Source organism: Mycobacterium sp. (genome assembly GCF_044370595.1).
Lineage (GTDB): Bacteria > Actinomycetota > Actinomycetes > Mycobacteriales > Mycobacteriaceae > Mycobacterium.
Genome location: NZ_JBILVF010000011.1, coordinates 22,773 through 49,001, shown reverse-complemented (window position 1 = coordinate 49,001; position 26,229 = coordinate 22,773). Strand labels below are relative to the sequence as shown.

Annotated in this window: 23 protein-coding genes and 2 pseudogenes; 13 read left to right on the top strand and 12 right to left on the bottom strand. The window is 65.4% G+C overall.

The genetic code is table 11. The features are described from left to right. On the bottom strand, nucleotides 1-692 hold a 692-nt coding region (locus tag ADBZ5N_RS03105), incomplete at its 3' end, for a class I SAM-dependent methyltransferase (RefSeq protein ID WP_526256024.1). 227 nt (nucleotides 693-919) lie between these two features. Here ADBZ5N_RS03105 and ADBZ5N_RS03100 point away from each other — a divergent pair. Both ADBZ5N_RS03100 and ADBZ5N_RS03095 read left to right on the top strand, forming a co-directional pair. Further along, the gene (locus tag ADBZ5N_RS03100; protein ID WP_526256023.1) at nucleotides 920-2,002 is read left to right on the top strand and encodes a S1C family serine protease; all 1,083 of its coding nucleotides are present in this window, start codon (nucleotides 920-922) and stop codon (nucleotides 2,000-2,002) included. Beyond that, a complete protein-coding gene (locus ADBZ5N_RS03095) occupies nucleotides 1,999-2,571 on the top strand; it encodes a chorismate mutase (protein WP_526256022.1) in 573 nt (190 codons plus the stop codon). The genes ADBZ5N_RS03100 and ADBZ5N_RS03095 overlap by 4 nt, the downstream gene beginning before the upstream one ends. Here the strand turns inward: ADBZ5N_RS03095 and ADBZ5N_RS03090 are convergent. Continuing rightward, nucleotides 2,568-2,957 carry an SRPBCC family protein gene (locus tag ADBZ5N_RS03090; protein ID WP_526256021.1) on the bottom strand — a complete coding sequence of 130 codons (390 nt, stop codon included), beginning with the start codon at nucleotides 2,955-2,957 and terminating at the stop codon, nucleotides 2,568-2,570. The two genes, ADBZ5N_RS03095 and ADBZ5N_RS03090, sit on opposite strands and share 4 nt — an antisense overlap. A 32-nt stretch (nucleotides 2,958-2,989) precedes the next feature. Here ADBZ5N_RS03090 and ADBZ5N_RS03085 point away from each other — a divergent pair, with 32 nt between their 5' ends. Genes ADBZ5N_RS03085 through ADBZ5N_RS03070 form a run of 4 tightly spaced genes read left to right on the top strand, consistent with a single transcriptional unit; the run spans nucleotide 2,990 to nucleotide 7,300 of the window. After that, entirely contained in the window at nucleotides 2,990-4,165 is a 1,176-nt protein-coding gene (locus ADBZ5N_RS03085) for a serine hydrolase domain-containing protein (protein ID WP_526256020.1), read from the top strand. A gap of 18 nt (nucleotides 4,166-4,183) precedes the next feature. Then, complete coding sequence (locus tag ADBZ5N_RS03080) at nucleotides 4,184-4,648, top strand: SRPBCC family protein (RefSeq protein WP_526256019.1); 465 nt, start codon at nucleotides 4,184-4,186, stop codon at nucleotides 4,646-4,648. 52 nt (nucleotides 4,649-4,700) lie between these two features. Beyond that, nucleotides 4,701-5,984, top strand: coding sequence for a cytochrome P450 (locus ADBZ5N_RS03075; protein ID WP_526256018.1), 1,284 nt, complete (start codon nucleotides 4,701-4,703; stop codon nucleotides 5,982-5,984). A gap of 2 nt (nucleotides 5,985-5,986) precedes the next feature. Next, nucleotides 5,987-7,300 carry a cytochrome P450 gene (locus ADBZ5N_RS03070; protein WP_526256017.1) on the top strand — a complete coding sequence of 438 codons (1,314 nt, stop codon included), beginning with the start codon at nucleotides 5,987-5,989 and terminating at the stop codon, nucleotides 7,298-7,300. Here ADBZ5N_RS03070 and ADBZ5N_RS03065 read toward each other — a convergent pair. Next, nucleotides 7,297-7,674, bottom strand: a complete 378-nt coding sequence (locus ADBZ5N_RS03065) for an LPXTG cell wall anchor domain-containing protein (protein WP_526256016.1) — start codon at nucleotides 7,672-7,674, stop codon at nucleotides 7,297-7,299. The genes ADBZ5N_RS03070 and ADBZ5N_RS03065 overlap by 4 nt on opposite strands. A 124-nt stretch (nucleotides 7,675-7,798) precedes the next feature. Here ADBZ5N_RS03065 and ADBZ5N_RS03060 point away from each other — a divergent pair, with 124 nt between their 5' ends. Further along, complete coding sequence (locus tag ADBZ5N_RS03060; protein ID WP_526256015.1) at nucleotides 7,799-9,574, top strand: N-acyl-D-amino-acid deacylase family protein; 1,776 nt, start codon at nucleotides 7,799-7,801, stop codon at nucleotides 9,572-9,574. Beyond that, a complete protein-coding gene (locus ADBZ5N_RS03055; protein ID WP_526256014.1) occupies nucleotides 9,564-10,013 on the top strand; it encodes a limonene-1,2-epoxide hydrolase family protein in 450 nt (149 codons plus the stop codon). The genes ADBZ5N_RS03060 and ADBZ5N_RS03055 overlap by 11 nt, the downstream gene beginning before the upstream one ends. A gap of 1 nt (nucleotide 10,014) precedes the next feature. Here the strand turns inward: ADBZ5N_RS03055 and ADBZ5N_RS03050 are convergent. From ADBZ5N_RS03050 to ADBZ5N_RS03020, 7 genes and pseudogenes are all read right to left on the bottom strand, one after another. Next, nucleotides 10,015-11,124 (bottom strand): annotated as a pseudogene (locus tag ADBZ5N_RS03050) (amidohydrolase family protein). After that, complete coding sequence (locus tag ADBZ5N_RS03045) at nucleotides 11,121-12,440, bottom strand: type I glutamate--ammonia ligase (protein WP_526256013.1); 1,320 nt, start codon at nucleotides 12,438-12,440, stop codon at nucleotides 11,121-11,123. Before ADBZ5N_RS03045 ends, ADBZ5N_RS03050 begins: the two are co-directional and overlap by 4 nt. A gap of 2 nt (nucleotides 12,441-12,442) precedes the next feature. Then, nucleotides 12,443-12,937, bottom strand: a complete 495-nt coding sequence (locus tag ADBZ5N_RS03040) for a carboxymuconolactone decarboxylase family protein (RefSeq protein ID WP_526256012.1) — start codon at nucleotides 12,935-12,937, stop codon at nucleotides 12,443-12,445. A gap of 91 nt (nucleotides 12,938-13,028) precedes the next feature. Then, entirely contained in the window at nucleotides 13,029-13,412 is a 384-nt protein-coding gene (locus ADBZ5N_RS03035; RefSeq protein WP_526256011.1) for a hypothetical protein, read from the bottom strand. Nucleotides 13,413-13,515: 103 nt separating this feature from the next. Then, entirely contained in the window at nucleotides 13,516-14,271 is a 756-nt protein-coding gene (locus ADBZ5N_RS03030; protein ID WP_526256010.1) for an enoyl-CoA hydratase/isomerase family protein, read from the bottom strand. A gap of 10 nt (nucleotides 14,272-14,281) precedes the next feature. Continuing rightward, a complete protein-coding gene (locus ADBZ5N_RS03025; RefSeq protein WP_526256026.1) occupies nucleotides 14,282-14,977 on the bottom strand; it encodes an EthD domain-containing protein in 696 nt (231 codons plus the stop codon). An 8-nt stretch (nucleotides 14,978-14,985) separates the two neighbouring features. Next, complete coding sequence (locus ADBZ5N_RS03020; protein WP_526256009.1) at nucleotides 14,986-15,609, bottom strand: PaaI family thioesterase; 624 nt, start codon at nucleotides 15,607-15,609, stop codon at nucleotides 14,986-14,988. A gap of 46 nt (nucleotides 15,610-15,655) precedes the next feature. Here ADBZ5N_RS03020 and ADBZ5N_RS03015 point away from each other — a divergent pair, with 46 nt between their 5' ends. After that, on the top strand, nucleotides 15,656-16,963 hold the full coding sequence (locus ADBZ5N_RS03015) for an alpha-amylase family protein (protein ID WP_526256008.1): 1,308 nt from the start codon (nucleotides 15,656-15,658) through the stop codon (nucleotides 16,961-16,963). Between the two features lie 47 nt (nucleotides 16,964-17,010). Here the strand turns inward: ADBZ5N_RS03015 and ADBZ5N_RS03010 are convergent. Then, a pseudogene (locus ADBZ5N_RS03010) lies at nucleotides 17,011-17,215 on the bottom strand (DUF1810 family protein); the annotation flags it as partial. 48 nt (nucleotides 17,216-17,263) lie between these two features. Here ADBZ5N_RS03010 and ADBZ5N_RS03005 point away from each other — a divergent pair. The 3 genes from ADBZ5N_RS03005 to ADBZ5N_RS02995 all read left to right on the top strand — a co-directional run bounded on the left by ADBZ5N_RS03005 (nucleotide 17,264) and on the right by ADBZ5N_RS02995 (nucleotide 22,031). After that, nucleotides 17,264-19,450, top strand: coding sequence for an adenylate/guanylate cyclase domain-containing protein (locus tag ADBZ5N_RS03005; protein ID WP_526256007.1), 2,187 nt, complete (start codon nucleotides 17,264-17,266; stop codon nucleotides 19,448-19,450). After that, nucleotides 19,447-20,883 carry a mechanosensitive ion channel domain-containing protein gene (locus ADBZ5N_RS03000; protein ID WP_526256006.1) on the top strand — a complete coding sequence of 479 codons (1,437 nt, stop codon included), beginning with the start codon at nucleotides 19,447-19,449 and terminating at the stop codon, nucleotides 20,881-20,883. Before ADBZ5N_RS03005 ends, ADBZ5N_RS03000 begins: the two co-directional genes overlap by 4 nt. A 149-nt stretch (nucleotides 20,884-21,032) precedes the next feature. Then, on the top strand, nucleotides 21,033-22,031 hold the full coding sequence (locus tag ADBZ5N_RS02995) for an alpha/beta hydrolase (RefSeq protein WP_526256025.1): 999 nt from the start codon (nucleotides 21,033-21,035) through the stop codon (nucleotides 22,029-22,031). A gap of 149 nt (nucleotides 22,032-22,180) precedes the next feature. On the opposite strand, the gene ADBZ5N_RS02990 is transcribed toward ADBZ5N_RS02995, so the two are convergent. Continuing rightward, nucleotides 22,181-23,665, bottom strand: a complete 1,485-nt coding sequence (locus ADBZ5N_RS02990; RefSeq protein WP_526256005.1) for an acetyl-CoA acetyltransferase — start codon at nucleotides 23,663-23,665, stop codon at nucleotides 22,181-22,183. A gap of 188 nt (nucleotides 23,666-23,853) precedes the next feature. Here ADBZ5N_RS02990 and ADBZ5N_RS02985 point away from each other — a divergent pair, with 188 nt between their 5' ends. Then, complete coding sequence (locus ADBZ5N_RS02985) at nucleotides 23,854-26,223, top strand: arylsulfatase (protein ID WP_526256004.1); 2,370 nt, start codon at nucleotides 23,854-23,856, stop codon at nucleotides 26,221-26,223. The last annotated feature ends 6 nt before the right edge of the window (nucleotides 26,224-26,229 follow it).

Sequence of the window (26,229 nt, the reverse complement as noted above, 5' to 3'; positions counted from 1 at the left end):
GACTGCACACGCTGCAAGCTAAAACCTGACATGTCGGCGTGGTTGATGACGTCCTTGGGCTGGGGCAGATCACCGCCGGGGAATATCTCAGTTTGGATGAACCTCGCAAAGCGCATGTGACGCATGGTGATCGACAACTTGCGATGCGCGAAGTCCTCGTCGCTGGGCCGAATGATTGTGTGCAGCAACATCACCCCGTCGGGGGGCAGAATGTCGTACGCCATCTGGAAGAACCGGCTGTAGCGCTCACGGCCGAAGTGTTCGAAAGCGCCGATCGAGACGATCCGATCCACCGGCTCGTGGAATTGCTCCCACCCCTCCAGCAGAACCCGCTTGGAACGGGGACTGTCGTCGGCGTCGAGCAGGTTACGAACATGCAGAGCCTGGTTTTGGCTCAACGTCAGACCGATCACGTTGACGTCGTGGTGGCGCAGAGCCCGCATCATCGTGCCGCCCCATCCGCAGCCGATATCGAGCAGGGTCATCCCGGGCCGCAGGCCGAGTTTGCCCAGCGCAAGGTCGATCTTGGCCCGCTGCGCTTCCTCGAGGGTCATGCCATCCCGCTCGAAAAAAGCGCAGCTATAAGTCTGGCTCGGGTCGAGAAACAGCCGGTAGAAGTCGTCGGACAGGTCGTAGTGGTGCTGAACGTCACCGAAGTACGGTTCCAGCTCCCGGGCGGATGTTTCTGTCAATGCGGTGTCCATTCCTAAACGCGGTCTCTGGCGCCCAGACCTGTGACGAAACTCTCGTTGGAACGCAATAACTGACCTACGCCACCCGCTGCCACCCGCAGGTTCTGCGCGCACAAGCCATCGCGACCTCTCCAGGGGTGCCCGTAGTTCGCCGGGATCAAACATTCGGGACGCGTAATCACCCAGCGAAGTGCCTTTTTGCCAGGTTTTCAGGCAGAGTTGAGCACATGGATTCCTTGCATCCACGCCCCAGAGGGCGCCGAGCCCGTCGGCTTTCCGGAGTTCTGGCGGCACTGACGCTGCTCCTCGGACTGACGGTGGCTCCCGCAACCGCGGAACCCGCCGCACCCGCGCCGGCCATTCCGCTGGACCAGTCGGCGCTGCTGAGCCGGGTGGTTCCAGGCCTGGTCGACATCGACACCACACTGGGCTACCAGGGTGCTGCCGGGGCGGGCACGGGCATCGTGTTGAGCCCCAACGGCGACGTACTGACCAACAACCACGTCATTGAGGGCTCCACCGAAATCCGCGCGGTCAGCCTGGCCAACAGCCAGTCCTATCAAGTCGATGTCCTTGGCTTCGATCGCGCCAACGACATCGCGGTCATCCGGCTGCGTGGCGCCAACAATTTACCCACCGCGATGTTGGGAACGTCTGCCACCGTCAGGGTGGGTGACCCGATCGCGGCGATCGGAAACTCCAACGGCACCGGCGGCCCGCCGAGTTACGCACCGGGAACGGTCACCCAGCTCGGTGCTTCGGTCCGTGCGACTAACGAGGCCGGCGGTGACGTCCGGGAACTGTTCGATCTGATTCGGGTCGCGGCCCAAATACGTCCGGGCGACTCGGGCGGACCGCTGGTCAACAGCGCCGGACAGGTGGTGGGGGTGACCGTCGCGGCGACCCTCGACTTCCACATGGGAGGGGTGTCCGGTGGTGAGGGGTTCGCCATTCCCATCGACCGGGCAGTCGGAATTGCCAACCAAATCCGTTCGGGCGCACCAGCGCCCGGGGTACACCTGGGTGACTCGGCCTTCATCGGCGTTGGCATCGCCGACGCGCTCCCGTTCCGTGGGCCGGCAGGGGCGGTGGTGCGGCAGGTACTGCCGAACACCCCGGCGGGAATCGCCGGTCTGCGGGCCGGGGACGTCATCACCGCGGTCGACGGCATCCCGGTCAACTCCGCGACGGATTTGTCCAACATCATGGACCAGCGCCGGCCCGGCAACACCATCATGCTGACCTGGATCGACCGCGCCGGCCTCCCGCGTACCGTCCCGGTAGTGCTGGCCAAGGGTCCGGTCGGTTGATCGGTATTCGGGCCGGTGTGGCAGCACTCGGTGCGATGGTCGCACTGGGCAGTCCAATCGCGGCCGGCAGCAGCGCCCATGCGAGCAACACCGAACCGCTCTACGAACTGATCGACGCCGCTACGCAACGCCTGCTCACTGCTGATCCGGTGGCCGCGACCAAATGGCTCAATGGCGGACCAATCACCGATCCGGTCCGAGTGCAGCAAGTCCTCGACGCCGTCACCACTGAAGCCCAAATTGCCCAACTGCCCACCGAGTACGTGACCCGATTGTTCGCCGCCCAGATCGACGCCACCGAGGCGATCCAGTACAGCCGGTTCTCCTGGTGGAAATTCGACCCGGGCGCAGCCCCGAGTGCGGCCCCCGACTTGTCTGCCTCGCGTGCCTTGATCGACGGACTCAACCGCCGGATGGTCGGTGAGATCGCTGAACAGTGGCCGGTTCTGCGCTCCCCGGATTGCCCGCTACGGCTCGCCGCAGCCAAGACGGTGGTAGCCGACGAACGCCGACTCGACCCGCTGTACCGGCAAGCGCTGGACACCGCCACCCGCTCGTATTGCACCTAACGAACCAGTTTGTCGATTCGGGCCAACGCTGCCGCGCACACCGGCAGGTACGCCGCTGCCCACCAGGGCGTCTCGAACCGCACCACGCACCCGCCCGGGGCCGCACTGACCTCGTGCCCGGTGGCTGGTACCCCGGCCACGGTCCAGCCCCATCGCTGGCCGGGTTCGAACTCGGTGATCCGGAATGGCAGCGCCGCGCCCACCGCCGTCCACACCGTTCCATGGGCGCCCCGGGTCAACTGAGTGCCTCCCCCGGCCAACTCAGCACGGCGCACCGACGGCCCCCACAATGGCCATTGATCGATGTCGACGAGCAGTCGCCACACCGCCTCGGGCGGCGCGCCGATGCGCCGATCGACGGCGGGAGGCCCCAGTGTGATACCCATGGCCGAGACGCTACGCGCGAGAGGTTGGGGATGTGACGGTCGAATCGTGCCGCTGGATCGCAGCGATTCTCGCGGTGGCGCTGCTGACCGGTGGCTGCACGACCACGACAACCCGGCCGGGATCGGACGTGGCTGCTCCGGCCGAGGTGGACCGCTCGATGGACCCCATCCGGTCGCAATTGCTCGACGAAGCCATCCCGGACGCCATGAACTCCGTTGGCATTCCAGGCACTATTGTCGGGATCTGGTCCCGCAACGAGGAGTACGTCAAGGCTTTCGGGATCGCCGACACCGCGACCGGCAGTCCCATGCGGGTCGACTTCTATAACAGGATCGGAAGCGTCACCAAGACTTTCACCGCCACCGCCGTGCTCAAACTGGTCGACGAGGGCAAGGTCGGATTGGATGACCCAATCTCCTTGTACGTTGACGGTGTACCGGGTGGCGAAGTGATCACGGTGCGCCACCTGGCCGCCATGCGCAGCGGCCTGACTGACTACACCAAGGTCGACGGGTTCGAGGAAACGGTGGCCGCCGACCCGCGGCGGGACTTCCCTCCGGCCGAACTGCTCGGTTGGGCCTTCACCGCCCCTGCGCAGTTTACCCCCGGGGAGAGATTCGAATACTCCAACACCAACTACATCCTGCTCGGACTACTCGTGGAGCGGGTCAGCGGAAAACCGTTCGGCGACTATCTGTCTGAGAGCATCCTGGCCCCGTTGAGCCTCGCGCAGACCGCGTTCCCGGCCGGGACCCAGTTCCCCGTCCCGCACGCCCACGGTTACACCGACTCGTTCGAAGACGGTGGGCCGCCCCTGGACGCCACAGACTGGACGGCCAGTTTCACCTGGGCGGCCGGCGCCATGACGTCGACCCTCCAGGACATGCGCATCTGGGTACCAGCCCTGGCAACCGGCGCGCTGCTGAGTCCCGAACTCCAGAGGCAGCGGCTCCAGACCACCCCCGAACCGGGCGGCCCGGCCGACTTCGGTTACGGCATGGGGATTTTCACGGTAGCGGGGTGGATCGGCCACAACGGCAGCGTGCCGGGCTACCAGACCGTCGCGGTGTATCTACCGGAGCGCGAGACCACGCTGGTGGTGATGATCAACACCGACACCGCGGTGCCCGGCGGGGGAGATCCCAGCACCGTACTGGCGACCGCCATCACCTCGGTGATCACCCCGGACAACGTCTACAAGCTGTAGCCGCCATAGGATTGCGGCATGGAAGGTTCTGCGACGGTCCACATGTCCGCCCCGGCCGACAAGATCTGGAACCTGATCGCCGACGTGCGCAACACCGGCCGGTTCTCCCCCGAGGTCTTCGAGGCCGAGTGGCTCGACGGGGCCGACGGGCCGGCTCTGGGCGCGAAGTTCCGCGGCCACGTCCGCCGCAACGAAATCGGCCCGGTGTACTGGACAACCTGCCGAGTGACGGCCTGTGAGCCGGGCCGGGAGTTCGGCTTCGCGGTCCTTGGCCCCGGCGACCAGGCAATCAACAACTGGCACTACCGGCTGACCCCGCGCGGCGAGGGCACCGACGTGACGGAGTCATTCCGGCTCAACAGCGCGCTTCCGGTTCGAGTTTTCTGGATGTTCGCCGGCCATTTCCGCGGCCGACGCAACGTGCGGGACATGCGGACCACGCTGGAACGCATCAAGAAGGTTGTCGAGGCAGACACGCCGTAGCGTCTTATGGTGGTGGTGAGACCCACTGCCGATTTGAGGGGACGACACTTTTATGGGCATCGCGACCCGCATCAACGGCCAACCTCCGCCCCCCGTTCCCCTCGAGGACATCAATCTGGGAACCCTCGACTTCTGGGGGCTGGACGACTCGATCCGCGACGGCGCCTTCGCAACCCTGCGACGCGAGGCGCCGATCAAATTCTTCCGCGAGATCGAATTCGAGGGCTTTGAGGCCGGCGCCGGCCATTGGGCACTGATGAAGTTCGACGACGTCCACTTCGCCAGTCGGCACCCCGAGATCTTCAGTTCGCACCCCAACATCACCATCGCCGACCAGCAACCCGAGGTAGCCGAGTACTTCGGGTCGATGATCGCCCTGGACGATCCCCGCCACGCCCGGTTGCGAGGCATCGTCCGCAGCGCCTTCACCCCCAGGGTGGTCGCCCGCACCGAGGAGTCGGTACGCGCCCGCGCCCGACGGTTGGTGGAAGACCTCATCGCCAATCACCCCGACGGCAACGGCGAACTGGTCTCGGAGGTGTCCGGCCCACTGCCCCTGCAGGTGATCTGCGACATGATGGGCATCCCCGATTCCGATCACCATCAGATCTTCCACTGGACCAACATCATCCTCGGCTTCGGCGATCCGGATTTGACCACCGATTACGAGGAATTCCTCAAGGTCGCCGTCGACATCGGCGCCTACGCCACCGCACTGGCCGAGGACCGCCGGTCCAATCCACGGGATGACCTCACCACCGCACTGGTGGCAGCCGAGGTCGACGGCGAGCAGCTGACCTCAGCGGAGATCGCCTCGTTCTTCATCCTGCTGGCGGTGGCCGGAAACGAGACCACCCGCAACGCCATCAGCCACGGTGTGCTGGCGTTGACCCGGTATCCCGAACAGCGCGAGATCTGGTGGAACGACTTCGAGACCCACACCCACAGTGCGGTCGAGGAGATCGTCCGCTGGGCGTCCCCGGTGGTCTACATGCGGCGCACTGCCACTCGCGACGTCGAGGTCAGCGGTGTATCGATCCGGGCCGGTGACAAGGTTTCGATGTGGTACGCCTCAGCCAACCGTGACGAGGACAAGTTCGTCAATCCGTGGTTGTTCGACGTCACCCGCACCCCCAACCACCACGTCGGATTCGGCGGTGGAGGAACCCATTTCTGTCTGGGCGCCAACCTCGCCCGCCGCGAGATCGCGGTGGTGTTCGAGGAACTGCACAACCGGATACCGGACATCGCTGTGACCGAGGACCCGGCGATGCTGCTCTCGGCGTTCATTCACGGGATCAAGAGGCTTCCGGTCAGCTGGACTCCCCCGGCTTGAGCATGGCATCCGCACGCGAACGGCTGCACTGGCTGGCCATGCACGGCGTGGTCCGGTCGGTGGTCAACGTGTCGGCCCGCCGTGGCGATCCGCAGTCGCGCTTCATCGCCGACCCGGCGGTGCGTTCCGACCCGGTGGGATTCTTCGAGGAGCTTCGCGAGCAGGGGCCACTGGTGCGGGCCCGGGTTAGCTTTCTGACCGTCGACCATGCCGTTGCCCACGAACTGCTGCGTTCTGATGACTTCCGGGTGATCTCGATGGGCTCGACGCTGCCGAAGCCGCTGAGTTGGCTGGAGCGCCGGACCCGAGCCGATTTGTTGCATCCCCTGCTGCCGCCATCGCTGCTGGCCGTCGAGCCGCCCGAACACACCCGCTACCGCAAGACGGTGTCGTCGGTGTTCACCAGCCGCGCTGTCACGGCGCTGCGTGACCGGGTCGATGACACCGCCGGCGAACTGCTTCTGCAACTGGCCGATGGACCGGGCACCGTCGATATTGTCGAGCGGTACTGCTCACAGCTGCCGGTCGCGATCATCAGCGATGTTCTCGGGGTGCCGGAGGACGACCGCGCCCGAATCCTTGAATTCGGTGAATTAGCAGCACCCAGTTTGGATTTCGGGCTGTCTTGGGATCAGTACCAGACCGTCCAACGCGGCCTGAAGGGCTTCAACGGCTGGCTGGGCGCTCATTTGCAGAAGCTGCGCGATCAGCCCGGCAGCGATCTGATGAGTCAGCTGATCGAGGCGTCTGAGGGTGGCGTCCGCCTCAACGAGAACGAACTGCGTGCCATCGCCGGCCTCGTGCTGGCGGCAGGTTTCGAGACCACGGTGAACCTGCTGGGTAACGGAATTCGGATGCTGCTGAACTCTCCGGACCAGTTGGCGCTCCTACAGCGCGATCCGTCGCTGTGGCCGAATGCCGTCGAGGAAGTACTGCGGATGGACTCCCCGGTGCAACTGACCGCGCGGGTGGCCCGCACCGACACCGAGGTGGCCGGTATCCCAGTGCGCCGCGGCGAGTTGACGGTGATTTACCTGGCCGCCGCCAACCGCGACCCGTCGATATTCCCCGACCCGCACCGATTCGACGTCACCCGACCCAACGCCGGCAAACACCTGTCGTTCTCCGGCGGCCGGCACTTCTGCCTGGGCGCCGCGCTGGCCCGCATCGAAGGTGAAGTCGGGTTACGAGAGTTCTTCACCCGCTATCCGGATGTCCAATTGGCCGGTACCGGTACCCGCCGCGACACCCGGGTGCTGCGGGGATGGGCGAATCTCCCGGTCCGGCTCGGTAAGCCGGCGACCGTCGACAGCTAGCTGCCGGGCCTGCCGCTGCGCGGCGCGGGTTCGGAGGGCAGCGGGTCCAAGGCCTCGGCCCGCTGACGCTGCTGGTCCAACTTCTCCAGCGACGCGCTGACCTCGCCACGATAGGACTCCGCGGCGCTGTGAAGTCGCTCGGCCTCGGCCGCCTTGGCGTCGGCCTGAGCCCTCGCCGACCGGGCTAGGGCCTCCGTCTCGGCAGCAAGCGACCCGCGATGGCGCACTTCGGCTTCGTCCAGGCGCAGATGTTCACGGATCTCCTCGGCCTCGGCGTGGCGGTGCACATCACGTCTCCGCCGGCCGACCAGCAGGCCGGCGATGAGCACAAGTGCGGCGATGACGGCGATGACGATCCACACGGTGTTATCCATAGGCCTGCTCTTCCCGTCCTGGCTGCTCCCCAAACCATTGAAGGATTTGGAGCCGGGACACCCGGCCTGAGAGATCGCCGCGAGAGACATTGACACCCGTCGGGCTGGGCGGTTTCCTGTGACCATGGCCCGCGACTACGACATCATCATTCGCAACGCCCGCTGGTTCGACGGAACCGGTGCGCCGTCGGCGGTGCGCACCATCGGCATCCGTGACGGGCGCATCGCGGCGGTGACCCCGGATCCGCTCGACGAGTCCCACTGCTCTGAGGTCCTCGATGGGGCCGGTAGATGGTTGATCCCCGGATTCGTCGACATCCACACCCACTACGACGTCGAAGTCCTCGGCGGCCCAGGGCTGCCGGAGTCGGTGCGCCATGGGGTGACGACGGTGCTGATCGGTTCCTGCTCACTGTCCACCGTCCACGTCGGCGGGGTCGACGCCGGGGATCTGTTCGGCCGCGTGGAGGCGATCCCCCGCGAGCACGTCATCGGCACCATTGACTCCGCGAAGACGTGGAAAACCGCCGGTGAGTACATCGAGGCCCTCGAGGAGCGCCCGCTTGGACCAAATATCGCGGCGTTCATCGGACACTCCGATATGCGCACCGCCACAATGGGTTTGGACCGAGCAACCCGCGACGACGTGCGCCCAACTGTCAGCGAACAGGCTGAGATGGAGCGGATGCTCAGCGAGGCACTCGACGCCGGATTCCTCGGCATGTCCTCGCAGCAACTGCTCTTCGACAAGATCGACGGGGAGAACTGCCGGTCCCGAACGCTGCCGTCCACCTTCGCCAGACCTCGTGAACTGCGGCGGCTGAAGGCCCAGTTGCGCCGTCGGGACCGGGTCCTGCAGTCCGGACCGGATATCGCCAACCCGTTCAACCTGGTATCGCAGATCGCCCAGTCACTTCCCGTTCTGCGCAACAAACTCAAGACCAGCCTGCTCTCGGCGGCAGACGTCAAGTCCAATCCGCTGGCCATCGCCGTACTAGGCCCTGCGGCCAGGCTGGTCAACCGCTTCGGCGCCGACTTCCGCTGGCAGCATCTGCCGGTGCCGTTCGAGGTGTACGCCGACGGTATCGACCTGGTCGTGTTCGAGGAGTTCGGCTCCGGCGCGGCAGCCCTGCATCTACGGGACGAAGTCGAACGCAACGCACTGCTGGCCGACGAAGAGTACCGGCGCCGCTTCCGCCAGGATTACGACAGCAAGTTCGGAATGCGGGTGTGGCACCGGGACTTCTTCGACGCCGAGATCGTGGACTGCCCGGACGAATCCGTCATCGGCAAGTCCTTCGGCGAGGTCGGAATCGACCGCGGCGGTGTGCACCCGGTCGACGCCTTCCTCGATCTCGTCGTCGAGCACGGTAGAAAACTGCGCTGGCGCACCACGATCTCCAACCACCGACCCGAAGTACTCAGAAAGCTGGCCCGCGACGACGGTATACAGATGGGTTTCTCCGACGCCGGTGCGCATCTGCGCAATATGGCTTTCTACAACTTCGGGCTGAGGCTGCTGCGGCATATCCGCGACGCCGAGGCGCAGGGCGAGCCGTTCATGACCGTCGAACGGGCCGTGCATCGACTGACCGGTGAACTGGCGGACTGGTACGGCATCGACGCCGGCCATCTGCGGATCGGTGACCGCGCCGATCTGGTCATCATCAATCCCGATCATCTGGATGCCCACCTCAACGACTATGCCGAATCCCCGGTGCCCCAGTACGACAACCTCCCCCGGATGGTCAACCGCAACGACGGAGCCGTCGACCTGGTACTCATCGGCGGCCGGGCCGTGGTCCGGCAGGGGAGGCCGACGGAAATCCTCGGCACCGAGCGGACCGGCAGCTTCCTGAGGGCTGGGCAGCGGACCGCGGCGGTGGCGCATGCCTACTGACGTCGAGGCCGTTGTCCTCGGCATGTGGAAAGCGATCTCTGACCGCGACTGGGCGGCGATGACGCCGTTTCTGGCGCAGGACTGCATCTATGTGGATATGCCACTGGGGCCTGCCGTCGCGGCGCGGGGACCAGAGAACATCGTCAAACGACTCAAGGTCGGCCTGGAGTCGCTGGCCGGCTACCTCAACCACGACGGTCTGCTGCTGAGCAACGGCGTCGACGTCATGTACGAGCATTCCGAGACTTGGACGTGGGTCAGCGGCGAGAGCGCGGTATTGCAGTTCGTGACCGTGCACAAGGTCCACGACGGCCAGATCACCCTGTGGAAGGATTATTGGGACTTCGGCGGGCTCGCCAACCATGCCCCGAAGGATTGGATGCAGCAGTTGCAAGCCGCTGATATGTCGTGGATGTTCGACGCGACGGGGCTGATTTGAGTCAGAGCAGATAGAGCCGGGTCGCGTTCTGGCGGCCGATGAGATCGGTTACCCGCAGCGCATCATCGATTGACCACTGCGCACGGTCGACAAAGCCGGCGAGCACCTCGGCGATGCCCTGCCGCCACAGCACCGACCCCAGATAGTGCAGTTCGGGCGGCCCGTAGGCGTCTGAGGAATAGAGGATCTTCCGCAATGGCGCCAGTTCCAGTGTGCGGCCGATGAATGCAGCCGACCTGGCGCCCAGATGGTTGACGCTCAAGCCGACATCGAGGTGAACGCCATTGAAGGCGCTCGCCAGATACCCGGCCTCCCGCTCGTAGGGGTAGCAGTGCAGCAGCACGACCGGGACACTTCCGGACTCGCGCAGGAAGTCGAGCAGGTGCATCGGGTTGGTGCGGTGCAACTCGCAGTCGCGATCCCCCAAGCCGACGTGGAACTGCAACGGCTTGCCCAGTCGAAGCGCCTCGTGCAGTCCGAATCGCAACAGCACCCGGTCGGTCAGCCGGGTGGCCCCGGTGTCGCGCCACCGCTGCGCGGCCTCGCTGACCTCCGGTTCCGCCGGCTCGGACAGATCGCCGAGGAATCCGCCCCGGTAGGCCAGGACAGTCTTGGTTGCGACAGCCGAACCGGTTCGCTCGCAAAGTGATTCGCGGAAATTCGAGATGTAGTTACCCGGTGCTGCGGCGGCTTGTTCGGCAACCTGCTCCAGTCTGATGACTTCGTGCACGCGCCCCCCGGACGCATCCGCCATCGCCGTTAACCCGGCCACATCGGTCAGTCCGGTGTCGACCAGCCAGTCGCTCACACCCTAAGCGGCGAGGAACAGTGACGCAAGGTCCGCTGCGGTCTTGCCGCTTCTCCGCTGCCAGTAACTATCCGGGTCGGCGTGCCGCGGCAGGCCGAGAAGCGGTGCGCAGTGGGTCCGGATCGCGAATCCGAGTTGGGTGTCGAAGCTGGAGTCGAAGTCGGAGAGGGGTTCGGTATTGGCTTCGTTGAGACCATTCTCGAAATGCGTTCTATCGGTGGTGGATGTCCAGAAGCCGTGCACGTGATCATCGACCAGGGTTAGGCCTGCGAGGTGTTCGTCGAGGACGCGGCGCGCGTTCACAAACTCCAGGCCAATCTGAACGTCTCGGTCAGTTCCTCGGGAGTCAGATCACCGTAGGTCTGCTGTTCGTAGCGGCGCACTGCCAGTAGTGCGTCCACCGCCACGTCGCCGAGAATGGCCCGAAGCCGCGCTGACCCAGCCAGTGCCGTAAGGGAATCGGACTGCCGACTGGAGAGCGCGACCACGCCCGCCTCGGCTCGCTGTCCGGCAGTCAAGGTGTCGGGGTCGACAGTGATCTCGGCGGGCAGAACGGTGCCGTGTTCGATGCCGTCGAGAGCCAGACCCAGGATCGCGGCGGTCGCGAGGTAGGGGTTCGCCGAGGGGTCGGCGACTTTTACTTCGATGTTGGCGCCGTGCGGATTGCCGTGTGTGGCGGGCAGGAATCGCACTGCGGCCTCGCGGTTCTCGGTGCCCCAGCAGACGTAGGCGCCGGCCCACTGTCCGGGACGCATCCGCAGCCCCGACACGACGGAACCGGCGAAGACCAGCAGTGCCTGCTCCAAGCCGGAGAGCAGTCCCCCGATCGCCGCAGCACCGTCAGCGGTGAGTCCGTGCGGGCCATACCCGCCGGAGAGGATTGGCGTTTCTGCTTTGTGGAGTGAAAAGTGCTGGTGGGCACCGGAACCAGCGCCATCGGCGAACGGCACCGGCGACAGGCTCACCCGTAGTCCGTGTTTTCGGGCCACCCGCCCGATCAGCAGCCGGGCCAGCACCAACTGGTCGGCGGCGGACACCGGAGCTGCCGGCGACAAAGACAACTCGAATTGATTGATCCCGTACTCGGGGTGGAACTGCTCGACCGCCACCCCGGCTGCCGGCATGGCCGCCATGACGTCGCGGATGAAACCCTCATATTCCAGTACGCCGGCCAATCCGTACTGCGCCCACAGCTGGCCCGGTAGCCGCTGACCCTCGGGACCGACCAGAACGAACTCGATCTCATGGCCCACCAGTGCCCGCAGACCGGCCTCCGCGAGCCGGGATTCCACCCGGGCCAGGGTTCCACGGGCGCAGGCGGCCACCGGATTGCCGTCCTGGTCGAAGAAGGACGCCGGCGCCCAGGCCAGACCATCGTCGATGAGCCGTATCGCATGACGGTCGATGCGCAATCGCTGGTCCCCGACCACGCTGATGGCATCGGTGAAGGCGATGCCCGAGCGGTCGATGGCGAAGCCGTGCCAGGTGGGACTGGCACCGAGGCCGGGGTCGGCGAACGTCGCCGCGGCTCTGGCCGAGACGACTTTGGCCAGTGTCAACCCCGCGGGGTTGACGATCGTCCCGACGAGAATTCCGTTGACCGGCCCCTCGGGAAGCATGCTCAGGACCGGCTCGGCAGCGTGATTGTGCAGGCCTGTCCGATGTCGAGAGTTCGCAGCATGCGGCCCATTCCGACCCACATGGCACACGACAGTGCCAGGTCGGTGAGCAACTCATCGCTGAAGTGCTCGCGACACCGCTGCCAGAACGCATCGTCATCACGCAGCCCGGTGTGATCGGTGGCGAATCGGTGGGCGAATTCCGCGGCTAATCGCTCCTGCTCGGTGAAGCCACGCCAGGTCCGCCACTGAAGAGCATGCCGGTAAAGGTCTTCGTCGACGCCGGCGGCAGGGCCGTCGGCGTCGCGGGTGTTGATGCAGACCACGCATTCGTTGTCGTGCGCAATGGCGATGCGGGCGATCTCCCGGACTCGCATCGGAAGCCGGTTGCGGTTGTATACCGCAGCACTGAAGGCAGCCATGGCCCTGCCAAGATCAGGTGAGAGTGCGATCCACCCGGCGACGTCATCGTCGGCGAAGTCTCCGATGCGGCTCATGGACGCGATGCTAGCCCGCGCCAGCACAACGCGCGAAGTGCGATAACGGTTGAACTAGGTGGCGGCCCCAGCCCCCCAAGGCTGCGACGGGTCAGGCGCTGTGGCAGTTGTTGACGGCTCTGCCAATCGGGCCGTAGGCGGAGTTCATGATGTCATCGCTGACACCGGACCACTGCTGTTGGCCCAGCGTCTGCTCCAACGCATTGACTTGCTGCTGACGCTGACCCGGAGGGGCAGCAAGAAGCGCAGCGAGTCCGACCCGCAGTTCTTCCTCCAGCTTCGGATTGCTGTCGATCCGGCCCCAGATCAGGGGGTCGTTCTTCTGAATCGACGCGACCACTTGCTGTTCGGAGCATGTCGTGGTGTTGAGGTCGTCGGCATTCGCGGGCCCCGCCACCGCAAGAGCAAGGCTGGCCAGGCCAGCAGCCACACCGAACTGCGAAAGCCGACGATCAGCGTTCCTGGATTCACTCATGGCCGTCAATCCTATACGCCGAGTAGGCCGAGCTTGTTCATCAGCTGTACCTGGGTTTCGAGGTAATCGAGTCAGAGTCGGCCGCGCTTGTCGCGGCAGCGGGTTAGCCTCGACCGCGCTGGAAATCGGCCAGTGCCTCGGCGTTGGCCGCCGCACCCATCATCTCGGCGAAGTAGCCGTCCTCGCGTGCACGGGCATCGGCGATGCCGGGCCGGACATGCTCAGCCATCGACTGCTTGACGGCGATCAGGCTCGCAATAGGTTTGACAGCAAGGATTTCGGCGTGGCGGCGCACTTCGGCCAGCAGATCGCCCGGCTCGCAGAGCTTCCACACCAGGCCCATCCGCAAAGCTTCCTCGGCGCTCACCCACTCCGAGGACAGCAGCATCCAGGCCGCGTTCTGCCGGCCGACCAATTGCGGCAACAGGTAGGACGAGGCCGCCTCCGGGGCGACACCGAGATCGGTGAAGGGGCACTTCAGCCGCGCCGCTGACGAGATGAAGGCAAGGTCGGCGTAGCCGAGGATCGTGGTTCCCAGGCCCACCGCCACTCCGTTGACCGCACAGATCAACGGCTTGGGGAATCGCGCCAGGGCGTCGATGAGTCCGGGAAACCCGTGCCGCCCGGGAGTGAACTGCGGATCGGTGATGCGGGCATGCATTTCGACGAGGTCCTGGCCGGCGCAGAACGCGCGGCCGGCACCGGTGATGACGACCACCGCGACGTCCGGTTCCTCGGCGGCTTCGGTCAACGCTTCGGTGACCGCGTCGTAGAGGGCCTCGTTGAAGGCGTTCAGCGCATCCGGTCGATTCAGGGTCATCGTCCGGACCCGATGTTCATCGGCGATGAGAAGCGTCACCTGCGTCAGCCTAGGTGGCGTACGGGGTGCGGAACACATACCGCCCGGTGGGTACGACGTCGATGTTGACGTTCGCCCCGAAGGCCGCGGTGCTGGCGATCATCCTGCCCATCCGATCAGCCAGATCGGCGTCGTCGGCGGCACCGAAGAAGGCGTGCACGCTGCTCACCGCCTCGATGGGAAACATCTCCTCGACGATGGCCGACACCGGCGGCGCATCCGGCGTCAACGGCCGCACGACATAGTTCTGCACGTAGCCGAAGGTCGACTGGGTTTCGATGGCCACCGGGGTGTGGTCCCGCTGCCAGCGAGTCAGCCATGTCGCCTCGTCCAGTTCGGCCGGCCGGCGCAGCAGGGCGACGTTGACCAGGCCCGCTGCGCGCTGACCCGGCGGTGACGGCGGCGGCGGCATCGGAGCCGATTCGGTGACCAGATAGGCCGCCACCGATTCCGCTACCGGCCGCAGGGCTTGAATCGCCGCGCTCACCTGCGGTGCGTAGTGCTGCTCGACCCACAGGCTGACGAATGCCTGGACCGGCGGGGCCAGCGTCGTCAGCGTCATCAACGAGTCGCGCACCGCCGCGTCGCGGACATTGACCGTGACACCCGGCAGATCCAGGTCGAGCAGGGCCTCGGCGACCGGCCCCAATAACTGCGGCGAGAGGTCGCCGGCCTCCGACCGCACCGCGATGATCACCTTCTCCATCAGTCCCGTCAGTCCCTCAACCATCGCGGGGTGATGAACACGCCCTCGGCCTCGACGGTGACGCCCACGGCGTCGGCGATGGTGCCGGTGCAGTAGGTCTTGACGCCGTCGGCACGCGTGCGGATCGCTTCGACGTGCAGCGCACCCAACGGGGTGGCGCGAAGGTAACGCACGGTGATGCTGCCGGTGAAACGCGGCTTCTGGTCGGGGCTGGCCGCCTCGCCCAGCACATGATCGAGGATCAGCGCCGACACCCCGCCGTGCACGTGGCCGGGAGGGCCCTCGTAGGCCGCGCCCAAATCGAAGTCCGCCCATACCCGACCGGAGTCGTCGCGATGTGTGAGCACCGGCGGGGCCAGCGCATTGCGAAGGCCGATCACTGCGTTACCCCAGCTCAGACCCTGGCCCTCGGCGCTGACGCGGACCCCGAAAGCCCCGTCGATCTGCCGTTGCCGCAGGCGGGCCACCGCAGCGTCGATACCACGCGTGACCTCCGCGACCGTCGCTGCGTCGGCCTCGGTGCGAATGGTGGCGTCCACCAACGCTCGGACTGACTCCGCCAGCGGCCCATAGATGCCGCGCAGGCGGGCGACGTCCTCAGCCGACCAGTCCTCGACGGTGAAGTCCAACATTCCTGCACTAGAACACGGAGCGGCCGACGGTGTCTAACCTGGGCCCATGCCGGACTGGGTAGGCCACGCGATCTGGTGGCACGTCTACCCACTCGGATTCGTCGGCGCGTTTCCGGCGGCTCAACCGCCGGGTCCCGACGAGCACCGGCTCGGCCGACTGGTGGACTGGTTGGATCACGCCATCGAACTGGGCGCGTCCGGGGTGGCGCTGGGACCGATCTTCGCCTCCCGTACCCACGGATACGACACCACCGACCACTATCGGATCGACCCACGTCTGGGCGACGACAGCGACTTCGACCGGTTGATCGACGAGGCCCACCGGCGAGGACTGCGGGTGCTGCTCGACGGCGTGTTCAACCATGTCGGTACCGAGTTCGCTCGCTACCGGGACGCGGTCGAACATGGTGACACCCAGGCCGCGCAGTGGTTCCGCGGACGTCCCGGACGCTTCCACACCTTTGAGGGCCACGGCGATCTGATCACCCTGAACCACCGCCATCCCGCCGTCGTGGACTACACCGTCGAGGTGATGGCGCACTGGCTCGGTCGCGGAGCCGACGGCTGGCGGCTTGACGCCGCCTACGCGGTACCGGAGTCTTTCTGGGCCATGGTGCTCCCGCGAGTCCGCGCCCGCCACCCCGATGCCTGGTTCGTCGCCGAGGTGATCCACGGTGACTACAGCGGATTCGTCGCGGAGTCCACCGTCGACTCGGTCACCCAGTATGAATTGTGGAAAGCGATCTGGAGCAGCCTCAATGACGGCAATTTCCACGAGTTGGACTGGGCGCTCCAGCGCCACAACGGATTTCTGGACACGTTCAGCCCGCTGACGTTCGTGGGAAATCACGATGTCACCCGTATCGCCAGCAAGTTGAACCGGCCGGAGTGCGTGGGCCATGCTCTAGTGGTGTTGTTCACCACCGGCGGGGTGCCCTGCATCTACGCCGGCGACGAGTTCGGATATCTCGGCATCAAGGAGGACCGCGCCGGGGGCGATGATGCGGTGCGGCCCGAGTTCTACAGCCCCCCAATGGATCCCCCCGACGAGGCCCGCGACATTCTCAACTTGCACCGGCACCTCATCGGCCTGCGCCGCCGGCATCCGTGGCTGCATCTGGCGCGCACCACCCCGCTGCGGTTAGAAAACCGCGGCTACGTCTATGAAACCCGGCATGGAGACGACGCCCTGATAGTCGCCCTCAACCTTGAGGACGCCGCGATGCCGCTCCCGGTGGCCGAACTCACCGGTGCGCCTGCAGAGGTGCTCGCCGGTTCCGGGGCGCCTCCCGCGGAGGTTGTCAGCCACACCGAGGTGGCCCCTTACGGATGGTTGATCCTCAGCCGACGCTGAGCATCTTCAGCGTGCTGTCGTCCGACTCGCCGCTGTAGTAACGGTCGATATGCCCGTGCCTCAGCCAGCGAAGCGATCCCGAAGTGCTCGGCGATCTGGGTGTGGCCTGAGTCCCTGCAACTGCGGAAAAATGAACCACATCCAGTGCGTGGTTTTGCGGCCGTCACGTAGTTGACGCACCACATCGCCGTAGCCATTCCACTGCGCATCAACGAAACGCTGCAGGTTGTAGGGGTCGCCCACGCTCGACAAGCTACCCTCGGCGTGTCCCATTCACCCAGGCACCCGCGAAGGAACTCGATGTCGGCACCGCCGGAGACCGCCGAAGAGACGGTTTCGCCGGACTCCCGGTCCGCCTTGGCCGATCGCCTGCGGCGACGCCGGTCCAAGCGCGGGTTGCTGGAGCGGGTCAGCATCCAATCCAAACTGTTGCTGATGCTGCTCACCATGAGCGTGCTGGCGACCGCCATCGCCGGCGGCATCGGCTTCCAGTCCGGCCGCTCCTCACTTCGGGAAGCGGTCTTCGATCGGCTGACAAGCATTCGCGAGGCGCAAGCCCGGGTGCTGGAACTGGGCATCAAAAACATCACCGGATCGCTGGTCATCTTCGCCCGCGGTGAAACGGTTACCGGAGCGCTGAACGCCTTCAACAGTGCCTTCGATCAACTTTCCGACGCCACCATCAGCCCCGCTCAGAACCAGTCCATTCTCGACTACTACACCAAACGGTTCAGCGGCGCCGCCGATGGCCGCCTGGACATCGGCGCACTCATCCCCACCTCCAACGCCGCCGCATACCTCCAGGCGAACTACACCGTGCCGTTTCCGGACCGCGACAAAGCCGTCCGCGTCGACGACGCCAGGGACGGCAGCGCCTGGTCGGTGGCCAACGCCCGGTTCAACGGGTACTTCCGGGAGATCGTCACCCGAATGGGATTCCGGGACGCGTTCCTGATCAACCCGCGCGGCGACGTGGTCTACAGCGCCCACAAAGGAGTTGAACTCGGCAACAACGTCCTCACCGGCCCCTACCGGGGTGAGGGAAATCTGCCCGATGCGTTTCGTAAAGCTATGGCATCCAACGACATCGATTATGTGGACAGCACCGATTTCGCCGAGTACCTCCCCTCTGGCCAGCCCACGGCCTGGATGCTGGTTCCGATCGGCCCGCCGGGACGCGCCAACGGCGTTCTGGCGGTGGAGTATCCGGTCGCCATTGTCAATGGGCTGATGACTGCCGATCGGCAGTGGGAACGCGCCGGCATGGGTGATACCGGCGAGACCTTCCTGGTGGGCAAAGACGACCTGATGCGCTCGGACTCGCGCCTGTTTCTTCAGGATCCGGATGCCTACCGCTCCGACGTCATCGCCGCCGGAACACCCCCGGAGGTCGCCGACCGGGCGATCAAACAGGGCACCACAGTGCTGATCCAGCCGGTCGGCACCAAAGCCACCGAAGCTGCACAGCGGGGTGAAACCGGCACGCTCGTGGCCACCGACTACCTCGGCCACCGCGCCCTGCAGGCGTATTCGCCGCTCAACCTCCAGGGACTGGACTGGATAATCATCGCGTCGGTCGACTCTGACGAGGCGTTCGCACCGGAGCGCCACTTCGCACATCGATTGGTCCGGTCGACCGCGCTGATCATCTTCATCGCCTGCCTTGCCGCGATGTTGTGGGCGAAATTCTTCGTCCGGCCGATCAAGCGGCTTGAGCAGGGCGCCGAACAGATCAGCACCGGCGACTACAACGTCACGCTGCCGGTGGACTCGAACGACGAATTCGGTGACCTCACCATGGCCTTCAACGAGATGAGCCGCAACCTCGCGATCAAGGACCAACTGCTCGGTGAACAGCGCGCGGAGAACGACCGGCTGCTGCTCTCGCTGATGCCGGAGTCGGTGGTGGCCCGGTATCGCGACGGTGAGGAAACCATCGCCGAGGAGCATCAGGACGTCACGGTGATCTTCGCCGACTTCGTCGGCGTGGACGAACTGTCCAGCGAGCTTGAGGCCGAGGAGTCACTGCAGATCATCAACAAACTGGTGCGCCAGTTCGACGCGGCGGCCGAAAGCCACGGGATCGAACGGGTGCGCAACACCCACAACGGCTATCTGGCCAGTTGCGGGTTGACCGTCCCGCGCCTGGACAACATCCACCGCACCGTCGATTTCGCCATCGAGATGCAGCGCATCGTCGACCGGTTCAATGCCGAGAGCGGCCGCACCATCAAATTGCGGGCCGGTATCGACACCGGCACGGTCACCAGCGGCCTGGTGGGCCGGGCCGGGCTGGTGTACGACTTGTGGGGCGCGGCGGTGCAGCTTGCGTCGAAGATGCGGCGCGGATCGTCGCAGCCGGGCGTCTACGTCAGCCAGGACGTCTACGAAGCCACCCGCGACACCCTGCGCTACACCTCCGCGGGCAGCATTGAGGTCGGTGACCGCCAGGAGCCCACCTGGAGGCTGGCCGAGGACCGCGCATGAATTTTCTCACCGCCCCGTGGTTCTACTGGTCGGTGATCATCGCGGTTGCACTGCCGGTGGTGCTGGTGCTGCTGACCGAGCTTCAGATCACCCTGAACCGGCGCAACAGTTTCCTGGCCCGCCCCATCAGCCTGCTGCGCAGCTTCATCGTGCCGCTGGGTGCGCTGCTGCTGCTGCTGACACAGACCACGAATATCTCGTTCGAGACCACCGGCATCCGGATGATTGCCACGGTGCTGGGATTCTTGATCCTGGTCATGGCGCTGTCCGGTGTCAGCGCAACGGTCTTCGCCAATGCACCCGCCGGAAGCTGGCGGCACCGGATGCCGTCGATCTTCATCGACGTCGCACGCTTCGCGATCATCGCCGTGGGCGTGGCGATCATCCTCGCCTATGTATGGGGCGCCAATGTCGGCGGTCTGTTCACCGCCCTGGGCGTGAGCTCGATCGTGCTCGGCCTGACCCTGCAGAACTCCGTGGGGCAGATCATCTCCGGCCTGCTGCTGCTGTTTGAGCAGCCCTTCCAGATGGGCGACTGGGTCGAAACCACGTCAGCGCGCGGCCGGGTCGTCGAGGTGAATTGGCGGGCCACTCACATCAACACCGGCAGCGGCCTGGAGATCATCCCCAACTCGGTCCTGGCGGGACAGGCCTTCGCCAACCTCAGCCGTCCGGCTGGCGGGCACACCATCACGGTCGCCGCCAAGTTCTCCGGCAGCGACGCCCCCGACGAAGTGTGCGCGCTGCTGACCGCAGTCGCCGCCAGTCTTCCGCACCTGCACCCCGATGGCCACCCGGTGGCCAACGCGGTGAACAGCACCGATTACACCGTGACGATCCCGGTGCGTTCCCCGGCGGATGACACCCTGGCCCGTTCGACGTTCCAACGCTGGCTCTGGTACGCCGCCCGCCGGTCCGGACTGCATCTAGACGGGTTGGAGGACGACTTCTCCACCACTGCACGGCGGGCGGAGGCGTTGCGCAAGATCGCGCCGGTGCTGCGAGCCGGCAGTCCCGAACTTGAAGCACTTCTCCCGCACGTCGTGGTCAGCCGGTACGGCGCCGATGAGGTGATGCAGAAAGGCGGCGAGGTGCCCTCGGCGATGAGATTCATCATCAAGGGCCGGGTCCGTCTGACCGTTATCGGCGCAGCAGGCGAGATGATTCCGTTGACGACGCTGCATGAGGGCGACTTCATCGGACAGACGGCGCTGACCCGCGAACCGGTTGCCGGAGACGCCTATGCGATCGGTGAGGTGACCGTCCTGCGGATCGATCGAGATACCGTGGAGCAGTTGGCTTTCCGCAAACCACAGCTGCTCCAGGATCTCAGCCAGGCCATTGATGAGCGTCGGCACCGCGCCCAGGCTGCGGTAGCAGCAGCCGAAGGCCGCACCGGTACAACGGATTCGGAAAAGCAGGACGCTTCCTGACCGTGCGGTAGCACATCGCGTGATCTGATCGTTGCGCAACTGCGACTTGGCGCACCGCGTCGCATGACCCATCACCCTGTGCTGCGGTGCTTGACTACCGAACACAGCAGTCCACAGCTGCTCCGGTACGAAAGGTGATGGGAGTCCTCATGAAGATCGTCGAGAAGTTGCGCGGCATATGGATGCGCCGAGCGGCTGCAGCCGTAGCCGCTGTAGCCGTCTTGCCCGGCCTGATCGGAGTCGCCGGCGGTTCGGCGACGGCGTCCGCTTTCTCGCGGCCCGGTCTCCCGGTGCTCTACCTGGATGTTCCGTCGCCATCGATGGGGCGCAACATCCGCATCCAGTTCCAGGGCGGCGGCCCGCATGCGGTGTTCCTGATGGACGGGCTTCGCGCCCAGGACGACTTCAATGGCTGGGACATCAACACACCAGCCTTCGAGTGGTTCCTCAACTCCGGCCTGTCGGTGGTCATGCCCGTTGGTGGGCAGTCCAGTTTCTACACCGACTGGTATCAGCCGTCGCAGGGCAACGGTCAGAACTACACCTACAAGTGGGAAACGTTCATGAACCAGGAGTTGCCGGTCTATCTCAAGGACAAACACGGCATCGACCCGAACGGCAATGCGGTGGTCGGGATCTCGATGGCGGGCAGCTCAGCGCTGACCTATGCCGTCTACTACCCGCAGAAGTACCCCTACGCGGCTTCGCTGTCCGGCTTCCTCAACCCCTCCGAGGGTTGGTGGCCGATGCTGATCGGTCTGGCGATGAACGACGCCGGCGGGTTCAACGCCCAGAGCATGTGGGGCCCCTCTTCGGACCCGGCGTGGCGCCGTAACGACCCGATGGTGAACGTCAACCAACTCGTCGCCAACAACACCCGGATCTGGATCTACTGCGGCACCGGCACGCCGTCGGATCTGGATACCTCGGGCGGCGGTGGGAACCTGATGGCCGCACAGTTCCTGGAGGGCTTCACCTTGCGCACCAACAAGACCTTCATGGACAACTACCTCGCCGCAGGCGGCAAGAACGGCGTGTTCAACTTCCCGGCCAACGGCACCCACAGCTGGGGTTACTGGGGCGCCCAACTTCAGCAGATGATTCCCGATATGCAGCGGGTTCTCGGCGCTACCCCATCCCGCGCCTGAGAATTCCGTAACCAGCAGGCCTGTCGCCCGCCGGCGACAGGCCTGCTGTCATGTTTGGCACCGGCGAACTCCGGCAGCGGTGTGACGGTGCGAAACACCCTTGCGCCGTGCGGTGAAACTCCCGGAGCGGAGTGGGAGCGGGACCGGCGCTACGCCGTCGCCCCCAAGGAAGCCCGACCGTCGGATCGAACCCTCACCTTCGCACCGGCGATATCCTCGGAAACCGTGACAGCGGCCTCTGCGGCGTCGCTGATGACTGCCAGCACCCGCGCGCCGTCCGGTGTGCGGACCGTCAGGAAAGCCTTTTCCGGGTCGCCGTCCCGGTCATGCGGGGTGGTCCAGGATTCAACGGTTCCGACACCGTCCCACTGCACCAGTGCGGTGCGGGTGGGCTCGGCGTCGACGACATCCTGGACGTCCTCCCAGCGGTAGTCCTGCGGCGGCGGTGTGGCGCTATAGACACCGAAGCTGTGCTTGGTCAGGTAGCCGCCGTTGGCCGTCACCAGTCCACGCGATCCGGGGTTGTCCCGCAGCCGTTGCGCCATCGTGGCGATCGAATGCATGACGTAGTTGTTCCACGGACCACCAGCGAACGTCAGCCCGCCGGTAACTGTCAGCGGGCGGCCCGGATCGCCAACCGGAAGGCCTAACTCGCGGGCGGCCACCTGCACGGCCGACGGGAAGCAGGAGTACAGGTCGACATAGTCGAGGTCGTCGAGCCCCATGCCGGCCAGTTCCAGCACCCGGGCGCCGGCGATCCGGATTGCCGGGCTGCGGTGCAATTCGTGACGTTCGGCGAAGCTATAGGTGTCGTGTGAATCGGTGCCGGCATACGGGAAAACCCAACTGTCACGGGGGATTTGCAGGTGGGTAGCCTTCTCCACCGAGCACAGCAGCACCGCGGCCGCCTGATCGACCATATTGTTGGAGTTCATCAGCTTCGGGTAGGGCCAGCTGATCATGCGATTGCCGGGACCGGGCTGTGTGATCTGCTCCCCCGAGAGTGGCTCGCGGACCCAGGCATGCGGGTTGACTGCCGCGACCGCGCTGAACTGGGCCCACAATTCCCCGATCCGCCGGCGGTGGGCGTCGACCGATTCCCCATCGGCGATCCGCAGCGCTTCTTCGAACAGGGGGTAGACGAACGACGGGCGGTCCAGCCCGATGCGCTCGTCGGCCGGTCCTGACATCGGGACGTCCGCCCCCGCGCCCGGGGGCACCGGAACCGACTCGTCTTGGCTGGTCCAGTCCGGACGGATCCCTCTGGCCCGCAGCCGCATCCGGGTCCGCCAGGTCTCGCCGCCGGCCAGGAGCACCGCGTCGGCGCCGCCGCTCAGGATGTCCAGGCAGGTCTGGTTGACCAGTGACTGCGGAGTGTTGCCGCCGATACCGGTGTATTGCGTGGCGGCGTGCGGCGCGCCGATCTGCCGCCCCAACAGCAGGCCGGGGTCGCGATAGCGCCAGGACAGCAGGTTCACCACCCGGATGGAGTCGACGGCGGCCAGCACCCGGGGGTCAGCGGCCTCCCTCGCCGCGGCGGCCATCAGGTCCACCGGTTCGACACCGGCGTCCTCGGTGCGCTGATTGATCTGCCCGGCCCCGATCAGCACCGGTGTCCGCGGATCCAGGGTCATGCCGGCACCTCTCCGTTCCTTTGACGCCCGTCAAAACCTAGCACCGTCCTCAACGGAAGCCCGGAGAGCGGATTCTCGCAAAACACACCACACGTCCCGGGATGCCTATGTAGTGCGCTAACACGGTTCAGCGACACGCAAGGCAATACAGATGGTGAACCTATGAATCGGCAACGGACCGTGACATCATGGGGGCGAATTGTGCCGAGAACAAGGAGATACGCGTGGCCTCAAAGCCCAAGAAAGAGTTCAACGGAGTCATCAAACTGGATGTGCGAGACTCCACCCCGGACTGGGGACCCTATGAACTCACCCGGGCACCAGAGGGTTCACCGAACATCCTGATCGTTCTCTATGACGACACCGGACTGGCTGCCTGGTCGCCCTACGGCGGCGGCATCAACATGCCGACCCTGGACCGGTTGGCCGAAAACGGTCTCACCTACTCCCAGTGGCACACCACTGCCCTGTGCTCCCCCACCCGGTCAACCTTCCTGACCGGCCGCAACCATCACGTCAACCGGTGCGCGGCCATCACCGAGGGGTCCAACGGATTCCCCGGGGCGGCCGGGCGACTGCCCGCCGAGTGCGCCACTATCGGCCAGGTGCTCCAGGACAACGGCTACAGCACCTACTGGATCGGCAAGAACCACAACGTACCGGAGGAAGATATCTCCGCCGGCGGAAGCCGCTCAGAATGGCCGCTGTCGAAAGGGTTCGACAGGTTCTACGGGTTCCTGGGCGGCGAGACCAACAACTGGTATCCCGACCTGGTCGAGGACAACCGCTTCATCGAGCCGCCGGCCACCCCGGAGGGGGGCTACCACCTCTCCAAAGATCTTGCAGACCAAGCACTTCGGATGCTGCGCGACCAGCACTCGGCCACCCCGTCCAAGCCCTGGTTCATGTGGTTCTGCCCAGGCGCCAACCATGCCCCACACCATGCGCCGCAGGACTACATCGACAAGTACAAGGGCAAGTTCGACGACGGCTACGAGGCCTATCGGGACTGGGTCCTGGCGCGGATGATCGAGCGCGGCATCATGCCGGAGGGCACCGAACTGACCCCGCTCAATCCGATGCCGGAGGACATGGCCAACAAAGACGACTACGTTCGGCCATGGGCGGAACTCAACGCCGACGAGAAGAGTCTGTTCGCCCGGATGGCCGAGGTGTTCGCCGGCTTCTCGGAGTACACCGATGCCCAGGTCGGCCGGATCGTCGACTACCTGGAGAAGACCGGCCAACTGGAGAACACGCTGATCTTCTACTGCGCCGACAACGGCGCGTCCGGCGAGGGTTCGCCCAACGGGTCGGTCAACGAGAACAAGTTCTTCAACGGCTACCCCGACGAGTTGAGCGAGAACATGCAGTACCTCGACACCCTGGGCAGCCCGGAGACCTACAACCACTACCCCACCGGGTGGGCGGTGGCGTTCTCGACGCCATTCCAGATGTTTAAGCGCTACTCCCAGTTCTCCGGCGGCACCTGTGACCCGATGGTGATCCACTGGCCCAAGGGCATCAAGGCCAAGGGCGAGGTGCGCCACCAGTACCACCACTCCACCGATGTCGTATCGACCATCCTCGATGTGACCGGTCTGGAGATGCCCAAGGTGTACCGCGGCGTCGAGCAGTACCCACTCAACGGCGTCTCGATGCGTTACAGCTTCGACTCCGCCGACTCCGCGACACAGAAGAAACGTCAGTACTACACGATGCTGGGCACCCGCGGGATCTGGCAGGACGGCTGGAAGGCATCCGCCATCCATGCCCCGATCAGCGGTAAGGGCAACTTCGACAAAGACGTCTGGGAGCTCTATCACGTCGACGCAGACCGTGCCGAGTCGAAGAACCTGGCCAAGGAGCACCCGGAGAAGCTCAAGGAGCTCATCGACGCCTGGTTCGAGGAGGCCGAGGCGAACTTCGTTCTACCCCTTGACGATCGGACCGCCGTCGAGCAGCTGGGCAACGTCCGGCCGCAGGCCGAGCCCCCGCGCAGCCGTTACATCTACTACCCAGACACCGCTCCGGTACCCGAGGGGGCGGCGGTCAATGTGCGCGGCCGTTCCTACAAGATCCTCGCCGACGTGGAGGTCACCCCGGACACCGAAGGGGTGATCTTCGCGCACGGCTCACGCTTCGGCGGACACACCTTGTTCATCAAGGACGGCAAGCTGAACTATGTCTACAACTTCCTCGGAATCAAGCCCGAGCAGACGTTCACCTCCGGCAAACTCGAAGCCGGAAAGCGAACGCTGGGGGTCGAGTTCATTCGCGAGAATGCCGGCGAACACGGCGAATCGACTGGGACGGCCAAACTCTACGTTGACGACAAGGTGGTCGCCGAGGGACCCATGCGTGCGCAGGTCGGCAAGTTCACCCTGTCCGGCGACGGGCTGTGCGTCGGATTCGACAGCGCTGATCCGGTGAGCCGTTCCTACCCGCCGGGCTTCCCGTTCAAAGGCGGAGTGATCCTCGGTGTGGGCGTTGACATCGGCGAGGAGCAGTACCTCGATCTGGAACGGGAGGCGGCAGCGGCCTTCGCCCGCGACTGACCCACT

What these genes read in the sequence shown, in the direction of transcription:
- ADBZ5N_RS03005 (WP_526256007.1), top strand. Translation starts at nt 17,264, where the DNA reads ATGTCGGCACCGCCGGAGACCGCCGAAGAGACGGTTTCGCCGGACTCC.
- ADBZ5N_RS02995 (WP_526256025.1), top strand. Translation starts at nt 21,033, where the DNA reads ATGAAGATCGTCGAGAAGTTGCGCGGCATATGGATGCGCCGAGCGGCT.
- ADBZ5N_RS03090 (WP_526256021.1), bottom strand. Translation starts at nt 2,957, where the DNA reads ATGGGTATCACACTGGGGCCTCCCGCCGTCGATCGGCGCATCGGCGCG.
- ADBZ5N_RS02990 (WP_526256005.1), bottom strand. Translation starts at nt 23,665, where the DNA reads ATGACCCTGGATCCGCGGACACCGGTGCTGATCGGGGCCGGGCAGATC.
- ADBZ5N_RS03045 (WP_526256013.1), bottom strand. Translation starts at nt 12,440, where the DNA reads ATGCTTCCCGAGGGGCCGGTCAACGGAATTCTCGTCGGGACGATCGTC.
- ADBZ5N_RS03100 (WP_526256023.1), top strand. Translation starts at nt 920, where the DNA reads ATGGATTCCTTGCATCCACGCCCCAGAGGGCGCCGAGCCCGTCGGCTT.
- ADBZ5N_RS03055 (WP_526256014.1), top strand. Translation starts at nt 9,564, where the DNA reads ATGCCTACTGACGTCGAGGCCGTTGTCCTCGGCATGTGGAAAGCGATC.
- ADBZ5N_RS03080 (WP_526256019.1), top strand. Translation starts at nt 4,184, where the DNA reads ATGGAAGGTTCTGCGACGGTCCACATGTCCGCCCCGGCCGACAAGATC.
- ADBZ5N_RS02985 (WP_526256004.1), top strand. Translation starts at nt 23,854, where the DNA reads ATGGGGGCGAATTGTGCCGAGAACAAGGAGATACGCGTGGCCTCAAAG.
- ADBZ5N_RS03070 (WP_526256017.1), top strand. Translation starts at nt 5,987, where the DNA reads ATGGCATCCGCACGCGAACGGCTGCACTGGCTGGCCATGCACGGCGTG.
- ADBZ5N_RS03035 (WP_526256011.1), bottom strand. Translation starts at nt 13,412, where the DNA reads ATGAGTGAATCCAGGAACGCTGATCGTCGGCTTTCGCAGTTCGGTGTG.
- ADBZ5N_RS03015 (WP_526256008.1), top strand. Translation starts at nt 15,656, where the DNA reads ATGCCGGACTGGGTAGGCCACGCGATCTGGTGGCACGTCTACCCACTC.
- ADBZ5N_RS03025 (WP_526256026.1), bottom strand. Translation starts at nt 14,977, where the DNA reads ATGGAGAAGGTGATCATCGCGGTGCGGTCGGAGGCCGGCGACCTCTCG.
- ADBZ5N_RS03075 (WP_526256018.1), top strand. Translation starts at nt 4,701, where the DNA reads ATGGGCATCGCGACCCGCATCAACGGCCAACCTCCGCCCCCCGTTCCC.
- ADBZ5N_RS03060 (WP_526256015.1), top strand. Translation starts at nt 7,799, where the DNA reads ATGGCCCGCGACTACGACATCATCATTCGCAACGCCCGCTGGTTCGAC.
- ADBZ5N_RS03020 (WP_526256009.1), bottom strand. Translation starts at nt 15,609, where the DNA reads ATGTTGGACTTCACCGTCGAGGACTGGTCGGCTGAGGACGTCGCCCGC.
- ADBZ5N_RS03000 (WP_526256006.1), top strand. Translation starts at nt 19,447, where the DNA reads ATGAATTTTCTCACCGCCCCGTGGTTCTACTGGTCGGTGATCATCGCG.
- ADBZ5N_RS03065 (WP_526256016.1), bottom strand. Translation starts at nt 7,674, where the DNA reads ATGGATAACACCGTGTGGATCGTCATCGCCGTCATCGCCGCACTTGTG.
- ADBZ5N_RS03040 (WP_526256012.1), bottom strand. Translation starts at nt 12,937, where the DNA reads ATGAGCCGCATCGGAGACTTCGCCGACGATGACGTCGCCGGGTGGATC.